Origin of the sequence: Kribbella sp. NPDC058245 (genome assembly GCF_042882005.1) — a bacterium.
GTDB lineage: Bacteria > Actinomycetota > Actinomycetes > Propionibacteriales > Kribbellaceae > Kribbella.
In genome coordinates this window covers 159870-173795 of the sequence record NZ_JBHVWY010000004.1, presented here as the reverse complement: position 1 = coordinate 173795, position 13926 = coordinate 159870, and the positions used below count along the sequence as shown (strand labels likewise).

Genomic DNA, 13926 nt, shown 5'->3' with positions numbered 1-13926 from the left:
CAATCCTGGGGGCGAAAGGACTTGGGTCTCACACTAAGTTAGGAAAGTTTCCTATTCATTTCCCGGATGATCATGACTCGCTGTCTGCCCGCGGTCAATATCCGTGACCTATGTTTTTAGCTGCTCGTTCATGATCAGGAACGCCCCGAGCCCGTGGAAGTCGTTGGTCGCCCGCTCCCGGCCGGCGTAGTACGCGTAGTCGCCGACGTTGGTCCCGATGCTGATGTCCTTCAGGTTGGTCCGCCCGTCGCTGCCGAGCGAGACTTTCGCCAGCACTCCTTGGTATCCGTGATCAGCGACTGCTTTGTACGACGAGGCGACGTACCCGCGCTGCACCGCCCGGGAGATGACGAAGGTGTACATCGACGAGCAGGACGTCTCGGTCCAGTTGTCGCTCCGGCTGCCCTTGTCGACGACCTGGAACCACCGCCCGGTCTTCGGGTCCTGGTAGTGCGCATACCCAGCCACGAGCTTCCGCAGTACGTCGATCAGTTCGGCCCGCCGGGGTTGGTCCGTCGGAACCGCTTCGAGGACGTCGATGACCGCCATCCCGTACCAGCCCTCGGCCCGGCACCAGACCTCCGGCGACTGCCCGGTCTTCGGATCCGCCCAGGTCTGCGCGCGAGCCTCGTCGTACGCGTGCCGTAGCAGTCCGTTGGGCTGCTGCAGGTGGCTCGCGTACGTGAGTAGCTGGTTGACGGTCTCCTTGCTCGTGTACGTCGAGTCGCCGAACTCGCGACCGTACTCCGCGAGGAACGGGTCGACCATGAAGACCCCGTCACCCCAGAGCTGGTGCTGTCGGCTGGTGGCGTGCCAGAAGCCGCCGTCGGCAGTCCGCGGGTAGGTGTCGAGTCTGGTGCGGATCTTGGTCGCAGCGATCTTGTAGCGGTTGTCGCCGGTCTCATGGTGCAGCAGGACGAGTAGCCGGCCGGAGAGCATGCTGTCGAGGTTGTTGAAGCTGTTGTTGAGGTTTCCGGACGAGTCCACGAACCTGTCCACCCACGCCTTGATGTAGCTCAGGTACTTGGGGTCATGTGTCCGTTCGTAGACCAGGTACTGCCCGTAGAGGTACAGACCGACCGGATAGGACCAGCCGCCGATTGTGGTCGGCTTGTAGCGCGCCATAGTCGAGTCGACCATCGCCACTGACCAGTCCGGTGCTGCTATCGCTTGTGTGGTTGAGGTTGTGACGTCGAGGTAGTCCAGGTTCGGTGCGCCGTCCGCAGTCGTTGCTGTCACCCGGATGGTGTTCGGACCCGCCTTGAGGTTCGCAGTGGTCACCAGCGTGCGCCACAGCGTCCAGGCGCCAGTGGATGGTACGGCGACGTTCTTGGCGACCACCGTGCCGTTGACCGCGACATCCACCGCCCGGTTGGCCGTAGTGCCGTTGGCGTGGTCGAAGGTGAGAGTGGCCGGGCCCGCCTGCGCGCTGTTGGCGGTCCACTGCACGTAGCCGCCGACCGCATTAGGCGTGTTGACGAAGCCGGTGCCCGAGAAGCCGGAGTGGTCAGTGTCGACCGTGCTGCCGCTGGAGCTGGTTGCCGACTCCGCTTCGAGGCGGGTCGTCGTACCGGCTCGAGAGACGCGGTACAGGACGGTGCCGTGGGCTGGGACCGATGCACTGATCGCACCAGTCGTGGTCCGGCTCGCCTTACTCCACAGGTCTTTCAGCGTGTACGACGATGCTCCGCCGAGCCCGAGCGCGGTTGCCGTCGTGGAGATGGTGGCAGCGGTGGTGGTCTCGTTGGAGAGGGCCACTGCGCGATCACCGTTGGCCAGAGTCTTGCCGTAGACAACCAGTCCGCCCGACGAGCTGACCACTGTGCCCTGGCGGCCGAGCTTGTCCTGATCGATCGCGATCACGTCGTGGTTGGTGAGGATGTCGAAGGTCTCGGCGGACGCCTTGCGCAGGTCGGTGCCGATCAACAGGGGAGCGGACATCATCGCCCACAGGCTCAGGTGCGTGCGGTACTCGGTCGCGGTCATTCCGCCGTTGCCGACCTCGAGCATGTCCGGGTCATTCCAGTGGCCCGGACCGGCGTACTGGGCGAGGACTCGGTTGGCCTGGGCCTTGCCGATCATGCTGCCCCAGTTGTCGCTGATGTCGCCCGTGGTCCGCCACAGGTTGCCGACGTCCTTGCCCCACTGCCACACCGGCGGCGGCCCGGTGCGCCCCCACTCACAGATCGAGTAGGTGATGGGACGACCAGTGTTGAGCAGTGCGTCCCGCATGGCCTTGTAGCGCTGCTGGGCGTCCACGCCCTGGTTGTTGCAGTTGTCGTACTTGAGGTAGTCGACACCCCAGGAGGCGAACAGGTTGGCGTCCTGCTGCTCATGACCGAGGCCGCCGGGAAAGCCTGCGGTGTTGCAGGTCTTGGTACCGGCACTGGTGTAGATGCCGAACTTGAGCCCCTTGCCGTGCACGTAGTCCGCGAGGCTCTTGATGCCGTTGGGGAAGCGCGCCGGGTCCGGAACCAGGTTACCCTGGGCGTTGCGCTGCGGGAGCGCCCAGCAGTCGTCGATGTTGACGTACTGGTACCCGGCGTCCTTGAGGCCGCGGTTGACGAACAGGTCTGCGATGCTCTTGATCATCGCCTCGTTGAAGGTGCTGGAGCACTTGGTCGAGTTCCAGTTGTTGAAGCCCATCGGCGGAGTCCTGGCGAGACCGTTGTCCAGCAGCAGGTTCTTGGGGCAGTTGCCCGACGAACCGGTCGCATTGATCCGCAGGTCGCCGCCGGTCGTGTTGTGCCCGGTTGCGCAGTACCCGGCGACAGTCTGGAAGCCGAGGTCGTGCGGACTCGCCGTACCGCGTTGTGCGACGAAGTCGGTCAGTCCGACATCAGCTGAGTTGTTGGCGATCACTGCGGGCCTGCCGTCGTTCTTGCTGAAGTGCAGTGAGCTGTTGGTGAAGTGAACGCCCTCCACCTGCCGTGCGTACCACCCGTACGACGGCCTGGTCCCGATGCTGTTCGGGTTGTAGTTGGTGGGGTCGTTACTGGGTACGCCGGTGCTCATCGTCCCGTTGCCGCCCGGAACGGTCAGGTGGACGTTGTCGAAGCTGATGTCGTGGATCCGGTGGCCAGACTCACCCCACAGCGTCGGGCTGTACGCCGTACCCCGGGAGCCGTCGTACGTGCCGGTGACGTTCTGGTAGGTGATGTTGCTGATCGATCCGACGCCGGGGTTGTCCCCACAGCGTTTGCGGGTGCCGATCTTCTGCATGATGTGCCCGCGCGTGCCGGACATGGTGATGTCGCGGTAGTGCACGTCGGAGATGTTGCTGCCGTCCATGGAGACCAGTCCGAGGCCGGACTTGCTCGCACCGGTGATCTTGATCCGCTCGAAGGCGTAGTCAGTGAAGTCGCCGCACGTCTCCGAGCCGAACATCAGTGCATTGCAGCAGCCGGCCGACAGTTCGGAGTCGGAGACCCGGACGTGGCCGTTGTCGATGGTGCGGCCCAGTGCCCAGTCGCTCTTGAAGACGAGCGCGTCGTCGTTCCCGGCGATCTTCGCGTGCGTGATCGTCACGTTCTTCGCGTTGATCACGTTCCAGCCGTCGCGGTCGTCGGCGGTCTCGATCCGCAGGTTGTCCGAGCTGATGTTGTCGCAACCGTTGAGAAGCATCGCGAAGTGGCCGCCGCGGCGCAGCCGGATCCCGTCCACCCGGAGCCCGCTGCAGCGGGTCAGCGAGATGATCTTGTCGGCCTGGCCGGCCTTCGGGTTGCCGGTGATCAGGTGGTCGCCACCGTCGATCGTGCCGGTTCCGGTGAACGCGATGTCGGTGAGCTGGTCACCCCACAGCATCGCGTTGTGGAAGTGGCTGTGCCCGTAGTCCTGATACTTGTCGTTGGGATTCGGCTCGGCCGCGTCGTACTTGTCGTCGCCGGCGCCGACAATGGTTGCGCCGGAGTCGAGCTGGTAGGTGATCTTGCTCTTCAGATGGATCGAGTTGGCGCTCTTGTAGGTGCCGGACGGGAACCGGACCGTGCCGCCACCGGCGTTGGCTGCCGCAGTGATCGCCTTGTTGATCGCTGCAGTGTCGTTCGCCTTGCCGTCGCCCTTGGCGCCGTAGCTCTTCACGCTGTACTCGGCGGCCACCGCGCTAGTGCTGACGCCGGCGGACCGGGCGTACGCCGTACCGACCCAGGTCTCGTCGATGCGCAGGCGTTTGTAGCGGGTGGTGTCGCTGGAGGCCGCGTGGGTGCTCACTACCTCCAGCCGGAGGTAGCGGGTGGTTGTCGCTGGGAGGTCTATAAAGGCGACACCGCGGCGGGTGGGGAGGGTACCGGTCTTGATGGGTGAGCCCCAGGTCGTTCCGTCGGCACTGGCGTAGACGCGGTAGTCCTTGATGCGTGCGGACTGTTCGGTGGCCGACCGCGCGTAGGCGACGGAGTCCTCGCGCTGGTTGATCCCGAGGTACCGGACTGGCTTGGCTGAGCCGAGGTCGTAGCGCAGCGAGGCCGGAGTGGTCTTGTTGGTGTCCCAGAAGGTCAGATAGCTGCCGTCTGCGGCGGCGGGTGCGCTCGTCGTCGCGTGCAGGATCCCCTCGCGCCCGGCGGTCTCGACCTTGAAGACGGTGTCGTACGCGTCCCAGGTGCTGATGCCGGTCAGAGTGAGTACGCCGTTCGCCTGGGAGTGCGGGATCACCTTGCCGGTGCGCAGGTCGGTGACCCGGGCGACCCGGTAGCCGTTGTCGCGGATCCGCAGGGTGTTCGTGGACGGCCGCGTCAGGACGTGGATGTAGTGCTCATCGGGGCTGGTGCGACTGACCGTGGTGACCCCGTGGGCTCCGTCGTTCCAGAACCCCGGTTGCAGGCCGCCGTACAGGTAGCCGCCGCCCTCGGTGCCGTTGATCGACGGCCAGATGGGCTGCAGATATTTGTCAAGAAGGTTGTTGAAACTCTCCTGCTGGGATGGGAAGCGGCCGTTGACCATCGCGGTCTCGGCCATCAGCGCCTTGATCGACGAGCCCGCGTTGGTGACGAGCCGGCCGATCGTGAGCTTGGGGTCCACGGCCGGGTCGGAGCCGCCGTACCACCAGGCGCCGGTCGACGGGAGCTTGAAGTCGGCCTCGATCAGCCGCGGCGCCGCGGTGTAGACGGCCTGTGGATAGTCGTAGTCGGGGGACATGCCGGTCTTCTGCTCGTTGCTGATCATGTCCATGATCGGCGTGTCCTCGTTGTTGTTGCTCAGCGTGTACGACGGGCGCTCGCGCCGGATCCGCTCGTACAGGCCGTTGCGTTCCCAGTAGGCGTTGTCGTTGTCGATCCAGAAGCCGCCGAGGTTCGGGTAGCGCTGCATCACCTCGACGAAGTTGTCGTAGCTGAACTCGCCGAACCCGTCCCGCGTGGTGAGGTCGACCGAGTGGCCCTTGTACTTCGAGTAGGCCGCGGAATCGAGCCAGTCCTTGCCTGCCGGCAGGCCTTCGGCGTGCCACTGCGGGTCGTCGGTCATGTACAGGATGACCTTCAGGCCCTTCGCGGACGCGGCGTCGATGGTCTCCTGGACGAGGTCGCGGCCGGTGTGGCAGCTGCCCGGGATCGCGCTCGGCCACGGCCGTGCGTAGCCGAGCCGGCTGTGGAAGGTGGCCAGGACCAGGTACTGCGTGTGCAGCTTCTGGGCCTCGCGGACCCAGTACGCCGGGTCCCAGCCGCCGGATTTCACGGCGCTCTCCCAGGCACTGCAGCTGGTGTAACCGGGGGAGGTCCGCATTCCCCAATGCAGGAACAGTCCGCCGACCGAGTCGCGGAGGAACTGCTGCCGGGGATGCTGCACCTCGGCGTGCGCGGTCGTCGGGAGACTGACCAGGGAGATGATGAGGAGGGGGATGGAGAGAAGTGCCGCCAGGGCGCGGCGGAGGGCGGGTACGCGCATCGCTAGCTCCAAAACCGGGGGCGTCGGATTTGGTTAGGAAGGGTTCCTAATCACTAGCGATGATGACCCTCGGTGCTGGCGCGGTCAAGATGCGTGATGGCGAATTTTGTTCTATTCCGTCGGAAGGTGAGTGTCGCCTTCGGCCTTCTCGGTGGCGCTGCCGACGCCGGACGGCGCTGCCGACTGCGGGTCGCGGGTGGCCAGGTTGCCGATCCGGACGACCTCGCCGTTGCGGACGTACCAGGTGGTGCCGTCCTCACCGCGGAGCGTGGTGATCCGCAGGCCGACCCCGATCACGGTGCCGGTCGCCTTCTCCATGTCGATCAGGTCGCCGACGCCGTACTGGTCCTCGAAGATCATGAAGATGCCGGCCAGGAAGTCCTTGACCAGCGTCTGGGCGCCGAAGCCGAGTGCGACGCCGATGATGCTCGTCGCCGTGATCACCGGCAGGATGTCGAAGCCGAGCTCGGCCAGCACCATCACCACCAGAACGGCGGTGAGCACGATCGTCACCACGCTGCACAGCAGTGAAGCGATCGTTTCGGCGCGCTGGGACCGGCGTTCGGTGGCCAGGTTGTTCTCGACGAAGTCCTGGCCGAGTTTCGACTTCGACAGGACACCGGCCACGGCGCCGTTGCCGGTCCGCCGCGCGAACCGCCGGATCACCTTGTGCAGCACCCAGCGCAGCACGAGGAAACCGACGACCAGGGCGAGGATCCGGGCGGGGACCATGATGATCTCGTCGGTCACCTCGAGCTTGCCGTCGTTGCCCCACCGGAAGAAGGTTGGGAGCTCCAAAGCACGGGCAAACAGGGGGTGACTGAACGCGGACACAAGGTAGCTGGTCAGAATAGGCATCATCGCCGCCCGATCATAGTGACCCTCACAAGGGAGAGACGATCGCATGCCCAGCCGCTTGGACGACGAGCTGCTCCGGCTCGTGAGCGCGGGCGTGCTGCGCCAGTACCAGGCCGAGTCGCTGCGGGACGCGGCAGATGCCGAGGTGGACGCAGCGGTGGCCGCCGCCGCGCGGAACCGGCCCGAGCCTGCCGCGCCCCAGCCGCCGAAGCCCCGGACGCCTCCGGTCGCACCGCACTCGAACGCCCTGGTCGAAGTTCTCGGGTACGTCGGTGGTGCGCTTCTGCTCGGCGCCGTGGCGTTGCTCACGCTGGCCAACTGGGGCGAGATGGGCCGGGCGGCCCGGATCAGCACCGGGAGCGTCGCAGCGGTCGTTCTGCTCGGCTCTGCGGTGCTGCTGAAGCTCTTCCGGCGTCGGGACCAGCTCGCCTCGGCACTGGCCTCGCTCGGCTGTTGTGTGGCCGGTTTCGCCACGTACGTCGCTATCGAGGGCGAGGTGGGTCGGGTCGCCGGTGTGGCCGTCGCGCTCACGCTGGCCTGCCTCGGGCTGTGGTGGCTGGCCGGATCGTCGTTGCTGGTGGCAACGTTCGGCATCCTGGCGGTCGGGGTGCTGGTGATCACCGCCGACGTACTGACCCCGAGTGACGGATCGGCGTCGAACTCCGCGGGGATCGCCGGGACGGGATTCATTCTGGTCGCGTTCGTGCTGGGGATGCTTGGACTGGTCCGCGACCAGCCGACTGCCTGGTCGCTGGCCGGGGCGGCCATGTTCAGCTCGTCCATCTGCTGGCTGATCCAGGACCGTGGCGAGATCATGGCGCTGGCGGTCGGAACCGCCGGACCGGCCGCACTGCTGGTCGCCTACGGGCGGCAGCGCGCATCGGCGTACGCGGTGGTCGGATGCTCGATCCTGCTGGTCATCTGGCCGACTGCGCTCTACCAGCTGACCGACAACATTGCCGGCGTAGCAATCGGACTGGTCGTGGCCAGCGTGACCCTGCTGTTCGCTGTCTTGCTCCTGAGCCGCCGGCGGGCAGCGGACTGACACGGCGCTGCGTTACGCACTGACCGGCTTGATGCGGCAGACTCGCTGGGGTGACTGCTCCCACCCCGGCCCTTGTCGAGCTAGCGGTTGCCCATGGTGTGGCGACGGAGTACTGGAACTGGCAAGGCGAGCATGTGATCGTCTCCAGCGAGGTTGTCTCCACTGTGCTCGCGGCACTGGGGGTGGATGCCTCTACCCCGGAGAAGGCTGCTGAGGCCCTGGACGACCATCAGCAGGCGCGCTGGCGCCGTACGTTGCCGGCCACTGTGGTGATGCGCGCGGGCTGGACGCCCTGGTTCGCCGTACACCTGCCGCATGGGTCCACTGCCGAGGTGTGGGTGGATCTGGAGGACGGCGGTCAGCGACGGGACATCTCGCAGCAGGAGCACTGGGTTGAGCCGGTGTGGGTCGACGGCGTGCAGGTCGGTGAGGCGACGTACCAGCTGCCGAGTGACCTGCCGCTCGGGTACCACCGGTTGTGCGCGCGGATCGGTGGCAGTCCGGAGATCTCAGTCGGCACACTGATCGTCACGCCCAGCAAGCTCGAGCCGGAGAAGCTGAACCGCACCTGGGGTTGGGTGCTGCAGCTGTACTCCGTCCGCTCGCGACGCTCGTGGGGGATCGGTGACCTGCACGACCTCGCCGACCTGGCTGCCTGGTCTGCCAACGACCTGGGCGCCGGGTTCGTGCTGATCAACCCGCTGCACGCCGCGGAACTGGCCGGGCGGATGGAGCCCTCGCCGTACCTGCCGGCTTCGCGTCGGTTCGGCAACCCGATCTACCTGCGCATCGAAGACATCGACGAGTACGGCGACCTGGCGCCTGCCGAGCGTGATCGCGTCCGGACGCTCAGTCTGCAAGCGCGGGCTCTGAGTGAGGACGCGGACGCACTGGACCGCGACACGGTCTGGGCGGCCAAGCGCGAGGCGCTGCAGTTGCTGTTCGGTGTCAGGCCATCGATAGGGCGTATCGCGGAGTACGGCGCGTACTGCGACCGTGAGAACCAGGGGCTGGTCGACTTCGCGACCTGGGCGGCGATCTCCGACGTGCACGGGCCGGAGTGGAGCAAGTGGCCCGAGGAACTGCAGAGCCCGACCAGTCCGGCCGTCGTGGCGTTCCGCAACGAGAACCCGGACGCTGTCGAGTTCCACTGCTGGCTGCAGTGGCAGATGGACGACCAGCTCGCTCGGACACAGGCCAGGGCCAAGACGGCCGGGATGTCGCTCGGCGTCGTCCATGACTTGGCAGTCGGTGTGCACCCGGACGGTGCGGACGCCTGGGCGCTGCAGCACGTGCTGGCGCAGGGTATCCACGTTGGAGCGCCGCCGGACGCGTTCAATCAGCAGGGACAGGACTGGTCGCAGCCGCCTTGGCGGCCGGATGCACTCGCCGAGACCGGGTACGCCGCTTGGCGCGACCTGGTCCGCGCGGTTATGCGCCACGGCGGTGGACTCCGAATCGACCACATCCTCGGCATGTTCCGATTGTGGTGGGTCACGTCGCCGGAGCGGCCGACCGAGGGCACCTACGTGCGCTACGACCACGAAGCGCTGATCGGCATCCTCGTGCTGGAGGCCACCCGGGCTGGAGTCACGGTGGTGGGGGAGGACCTCGGCACAGTCGAGCCATGGGTCCGTGACTACCTGACTGAGCGTGGTGTCCTCGGTACGTCGGTGCTGTGGTTCGAGCGGGATGCGGACGGCAAGCCGCTCGCCCCAGAGCGTTGGCGCGAACTGTGCCTCGCCACGGTCACCACCCACGACCTGCCGCCGACTGCGGGCTACCTGGCCGGCGACCATGTCGAGCTGCGCAACCGGCTCGGTCTACTGACCCGCCCGGTGGCCGAAGAGCTGGCCCTGGACGAGGCGGATCGCGATGCGTGGCTGGACGCACTGCGTGAGCGGCACCTGCTCCGCTACACCGACGGTGACGTCGAGCGCATTGTCGAAGCACTGCACCAGTACGTCGCGCACACCCCGTCGAAGCTGGTCGGCGTTGCACTCACGGACGCCGTGGGCGAACGCCGTACCCAGAACCAGCCGGGCACGACGGACGAGTATCCGAACTGGCGCATCCCGCTCGGTGGGCCGCAGGGCGAACCGGTTCTCGTCGAGGATCTGCCCAACAATCTCCGACTCAGGCGTTTGATCGGCGCTCTGACCATCTGAAATTTCTTTCTTTCCGTAGCTATCCGCTCACGAGTTGTTGACAATAGATTTGAAAACTTGTTTTCTATTGGTCACCGACGAAGGCGCCTTCCTTCACTGTCACCGCCCCCACAGTTGAAGGAGTTTTTCATGCTCCGATCACGCAAAGTCAGCATGGCCGGGATCGCCGTCGGCGCCCTGGCCCTTACCTGCACCACGATGGTTCCCGTGGCCTACGGTCACGGCTACACGACGTCCCCGATCAGTCGCGCGAAGAACTGCCAGAGCGGCGTCGTGCAGAACTGTGGCCAGATCCAGTGGGAGCCGCAGAGCGTCGAAGGCCCGAAGGGGTTCCCGAACGCCGGCCCGGCGGACGGGAAGCTCTGCTCGGCAGGCCTGCAGCAGTTCGACCAACTGAACGCGACCAAGCAGCCGAACGGTCAGGCCTGGCCGTCGACCCAGCTGACGATGGGTGCCAACTACACCTTCAGCTGGACCTTCACGGCGTCGCACGCGACCACCGACTTCAAGTACTACATGACCAAGGCGGGCTGGAACGGGAGTCACGCGCTCACGCGGGCCGACCTGGACCTGACGCCGTTCCTGACGGTCCCCTACAACAACCAGCGCCCGCCCAGCTCGCTCTCGCACTCGGGCCGCCTGCCGAGCCGCTCCGGACCGCACATGATCCTGGCGGTCTGGACCATCGCGGACACGGCGAACGCCTTCTACCAGTGCTCGGATGTTCGTTTCTAATTCACATCGAGGTTTGGTAAATAACTTTCCTGGGCATTGCACTCCTTGAAATAACCGCCCCTATTTCAAGGAGTGTCCCCATGAAACGCTTGCTTCGTCGCGTGCTCGTTCCTGTGGTCGCCGTACTGGCCGGATTGCTACCCGCCGTAGTGGTGGTCGAGCAGGCGTCCGCGGTCACCAAGATGACGCACGCGCAGGCAGCCGCGATCTTCACCGCGGCCGGCATCACCTGGTCGTCCAGCGGAAACTGCTCGGACTGGAACAACTCGACCTGCACGTCGTTCACCAACATCAACGACACCACCGTGTACGGCGTCCGCACGCTGAAGCAGTCCAGTGGGTGTGCCGTGAACATCACCGGCGGTACCGAGGTCGGTCACGCGAGCGGCACCTACAGCCACCGCAACGGCTACAAGGTCGACATCTCGATCTACACCTGTGTCAGCAACTACATCCGCAACACCTTCACCCGGATCGCGGACCGCAGTGACGGCGCCCAGCAGTGGCGCTCGGGCGCCGGCAACATCTACGCCAACGAGGGCAATCACTGGGACATCACCTACTACAACTGCGGCGGCTGCTGACAATTTGGCTGGCTGAGCAGTCCCGTTGGGGGTTCGGCACCCTCATGAGAGTGCCGAACCCCCGAGCTCGGTGGCTAGCCAGGCAAATGGGGCGGGGCGGGGGGTATTAGGGTGAGGGTGTGATTGCTGAGCTGTCCGGCCACACCTTGCTGGTGTTCGTCGGCATACCTGCCCTGGTGGTCGCGGTGCTGGCGCTGCTGGTGTTCGCGTCCTCGATCGCGAGCGGGCCGCGGTACCGGCCGGGGTTGTCCTGGTGGGCGCCGCCGGTCTGGATCAACGGGCCGACCGCGACGAAGCCCGACCCTGCCAGCCTGCCCGAGCTGCCTGCCGCGCCGGGAACCCTCGCGACCGCCGGTGCCGGCGTCGCCCGTTCGACCGGAGGCGCAAGTGCCAGTTGGTGACGCATTCACGCCCGACCAGCTCTACGACATCGAGCGCGCGGTCCGGCACGCCGAGGAGGCGTCCGGCCTGCACTTCTCCGTGTACGTCGGTGGCGCGGACTCGGAGACCCGTCCGTTCGCCCAGGAGCTGCTGAACGAGCTCGACGACCCGGACCACACGGTCCTGGTGTACGTCGACCCGGCCGGCCGTCGCCTGGAGATCGTCACCGGCGCCGAGGCGAAGCGGCAGCTGTCGGACACCGCCGCCGGTCTGGCTGCGCTGACGATGCAGACGTCGTTCGCCACTGGTGACCTCACTGGCGGTCTGGTGACCGGAGTGCAGCAGTTGGGTACCAACGCGCACCAGGCGCCCCTGCTGCACGCCAACGAACCGCACAAGCAGTGACCCCAGCCTTGCAGCCGCACCGCATCGAGCTGGACGACGTCGTACTGCGTCCGTTCGTACCCTCCGACGAGGAGGCGGTGGCCGAAGCGCTGCGGGATCCTGAAGTACTGCGCTGGACCGCGGGGACTGCGGTGATCCGCACCCCTGCGGCGCAGCGAGCTTCGCGCTGGCTGCAGCCGCGTCTGGACGCCTGGTCGCTCGGCAACGCCGTGTTCGCCGTAGCTGACCGCACCACCGACCGAGTGCTCGGCAGTGTCGCCCTGCGGGATGTTCACCGGGTCCCGGACCAGGCAGTCGCTGCCTACTGGATCAGCCCGGCAGCCCGCGGCCGAGCGCTCGGAGCCCGCGCTCTGGACGCGGCGGCCGGCTGGGCCTTCGCTCCGACCGGTCTGGGGCTCCACCGGATCTCACTCGACCATGCGCTGGTCAACGAGGGTTCCTGCCGAGTCGCCGTACGGGCTGGCTTTCAGCTGGAAGGCGTCATGCGGGACTACTACGTCGAGATGAGTGGCGAGCGGCACGACTCGCACCTGCATGCGCGCCTCGCGACCGATCAGCCAGCCGGCTCGTAGGTGGGACAGGCGGGGCTGCTGTATGCGCGCTGCGTCTTCGGTGCCGCGCACAGATTGAGCATCTGAGCGGACGACGTACCGGGCCCGAGGTAAACGACCCAGGTGCCGAGCACTGGCACGCCTGTGCTGTTGGCGAAGCCCGGGTACTGGCCGTCGACCAGCATGGCCTTGGCAGGGACGCCGGCCGCGATGATCTTGGCCGCGGTCTCCTTCGCGAGGTCAGCGGCGTCCAGCCCGGAGTCGGACGTGTACTTGTCGAGTACCGCGATCCACTGCCCGCTCTTGAAGCGCGGCGAGGTCGGGCCCGTGTCGGCCGGTGCAGTCGTGGTCGCCTTGGCAGCAGAACGGCTGGCCGGCGGCTTCCGGTCGGCCTTCGAAGCGACCGACGGATGTGCGCTCGGCGTGGGCGTGGAGGCGGCACTGTCCGGTACGGCGGCTGCCCGGATGGTGTTGTCGGTCGGCTGCTCGGACCCGCCCCGGGTCAGGATGACAGCGGAGACAGTAGCGATCGCAGCCGTGGCTACGATCGCGGCCCCGACCGCGGCGCGCGAACGTTGCGGCTGTCGCTTCTTACGGCGATGTGATGTCACGGGTAGTGGACCCCTCCCCAGGTCTCTCCGCGTGAGCTTAAACCGATCCGGGGCGGAAGTGAGCGTTCTTCAGGTGGGGAGAATCTCCTTCTGGGCAAGGGATTCGCGGTCTGTGCCCGAGTGTTCACCGGGTGTCGACGAGCAATCGTTTGATGGCTACAGGCTGCGTTCGGCTCGCGACTTCAGGTGCCGCTGGGAATTCCCTTGGGGTTCGGCTGCGGGCGAGTGTCGAGGGCGTCTTCCAGCCAGGCATCCACGTCCACGCCGCCACTCAGGATGTGCGTGACGTATGCCGTCCGCTCGTGGCTGAGCACCTCGAGCTCCCACACGCACGGTGCGACGCCGGTCGGCATCGGGCGCAGGTCGTCCACGTCCAGACCGCTGAACATGCTCAGCCGGGACTGGAAGTCCTTCGTCCAGCTCTGGACGATCAGGTGGGCACCGTCGTCACCCAGGTGCAGTACGACGACGGCCAGGCCCACGGAGCCCATCGCATCGTCGAAGTCGAGCTGCTTGCTCGCCGCATCACGCGCCAGCTCGACCATCTGGTCGTCCCATTGGCGACCGCGTGCGGTCACGATGTACGGCTTCACCAGCCGGTGCGCATCGCGCCAGGGGAGGAGGGGAGTGACAGGGCGTGGGCGGTACGCCTCAGCAAGTCCAGTCAGCGCTACAGCGGCTGCACCGGCCAGGGCGGGGTCAGAAGCAGGCATC

Annotated in this window: 11 protein-coding genes; 7 read left to right on the top strand and 4 right to left on the bottom strand. The window is 66.4% G+C overall.

The window, feature by feature from the left end; genetic code table 11:
- Positions 1-108: 108 nt before the first annotated feature.
- Both ACFVWG_RS10105 and ACFVWG_RS10100 read right to left on the bottom strand, forming a co-directional pair.
- Complete coding sequence (locus ACFVWG_RS10105; RefSeq protein ID WP_391542850.1) at positions 109-5874, bottom strand: glycoside hydrolase family 88 protein; 5766 nt, start codon at positions 5872-5874, stop codon at positions 109-111.
- A gap of 111 nt (positions 5875-5985) precedes the next feature.
- The gene (locus tag ACFVWG_RS10100; RefSeq protein ID WP_391542849.1) at positions 5986-6732 is read right to left on the bottom strand and encodes a mechanosensitive ion channel family protein; all 747 of its coding nucleotides are present in this window, start codon (positions 6730-6732) and stop codon (positions 5986-5988) included.
- A 46-nt stretch (positions 6733-6778) separates the two neighbouring features.
- Between ACFVWG_RS10100 and ACFVWG_RS10095 the strand changes: the two genes are divergently transcribed.
- The 7 genes from ACFVWG_RS10095 (at position 6779) to ACFVWG_RS10065 (ending at position 12622) form a co-directional block, all read left to right on the top strand.
- Positions 6779-7777 (top strand): hypothetical protein, encoded by a 999-nt coding sequence (locus ACFVWG_RS10095; RefSeq protein WP_391542848.1) that lies wholly within the window; start codon positions 6779-6781, stop codon positions 7775-7777.
- Between the two features lie 50 nt (positions 7778-7827).
- A complete protein-coding gene (gene malQ, locus ACFVWG_RS10090) occupies positions 7828-9945 on the top strand; it encodes a 4-alpha-glucanotransferase (RefSeq protein WP_391542847.1) in 2118 nt (705 codons plus the stop codon).
- Between the two features lie 129 nt (positions 9946-10074).
- Positions 10075-10680, top strand: a complete 606-nt coding sequence (locus ACFVWG_RS10085; RefSeq protein ID WP_391542846.1) for a lytic polysaccharide monooxygenase — start codon at positions 10075-10077, stop codon at positions 10678-10680.
- Positions 10681-10760: 80 nt separating this feature from the next.
- Positions 10761-11264: a hypothetical protein gene (locus ACFVWG_RS10080; RefSeq protein WP_391542845.1), complete on the top strand. Its 504-nt coding sequence runs from the start codon at positions 10761-10763 to the stop codon at positions 11262-11264.
- Positions 11265-11383: 119 nt separating this feature from the next.
- Entirely contained in the window at positions 11384-11665 is a 282-nt protein-coding gene (locus ACFVWG_RS10075) for a hypothetical protein (RefSeq protein WP_391542844.1), read from the top strand.
- Entirely contained in the window at positions 11652-12050 is a 399-nt protein-coding gene (locus ACFVWG_RS10070; RefSeq protein ID WP_391542843.1) for a DUF5130 family protein, read from the top strand. The genes ACFVWG_RS10075 and ACFVWG_RS10070 overlap by 14 nt, the downstream gene beginning before the upstream one ends.
- Positions 12047-12622, top strand: a complete 576-nt coding sequence (locus ACFVWG_RS10065) for a GNAT family N-acetyltransferase (protein WP_391542842.1) — start codon at positions 12047-12049, stop codon at positions 12620-12622. Before ACFVWG_RS10070 ends, ACFVWG_RS10065 begins: the two co-directional genes overlap by 4 nt.
- Here ACFVWG_RS10065 and ACFVWG_RS10060 read toward each other — a convergent pair.
- The gene (locus tag ACFVWG_RS10060) at positions 12604-13212 is read right to left on the bottom strand and encodes a hypothetical protein (protein ID WP_391542841.1); all 609 of its coding nucleotides are present in this window, start codon (positions 13210-13212) and stop codon (positions 12604-12606) included. The two genes, ACFVWG_RS10065 and ACFVWG_RS10060, sit on opposite strands and share 19 nt — an antisense overlap.
- 182 nt (positions 13213-13394) lie before the next feature.
- Positions 13395-13925, bottom strand: coding sequence for a hypothetical protein (locus ACFVWG_RS10055; protein ID WP_391542840.1), 531 nt, complete (start codon positions 13923-13925; stop codon positions 13395-13397).
- Between the last annotated feature and the right edge of the window lies 1 nt (position 13926).

Bases quoted from the DNA above. Each gene is read 5' to 3' on its own strand.
- ACFVWG_RS10095 (WP_391542848.1), top strand. From the start codon at position 6,779: ATGCCCAGCCGCTTGGACGACGAGCTGCTCCGGCTCGTGAGCGCGGGC.
- ACFVWG_RS10105 (WP_391542850.1), bottom strand. From the start codon at position 5,874: ATGCGCGTACCCGCCCTCCGCCGCGCCCTGGCGGCACTTCTCTCCATC.
- ACFVWG_RS10085 (WP_391542846.1), top strand. From the start codon at position 10,075: ATGCTCCGATCACGCAAAGTCAGCATGGCCGGGATCGCCGTCGGCGCC.
- ACFVWG_RS10055 (WP_391542840.1), bottom strand. From the start codon at position 13,925: ATGCCTGCTTCTGACCCCGCCCTGGCCGGTGCAGCCGCTGTAGCGCTG.
- ACFVWG_RS10100 (WP_391542849.1), bottom strand. From the start codon at position 6,732: ATGCCTATTCTGACCAGCTACCTTGTGTCCGCGTTCAGTCACCCCCTG.
- ACFVWG_RS10080 (WP_391542845.1), top strand. From the start codon at position 10,761: ATGAAACGCTTGCTTCGTCGCGTGCTCGTTCCTGTGGTCGCCGTACTG.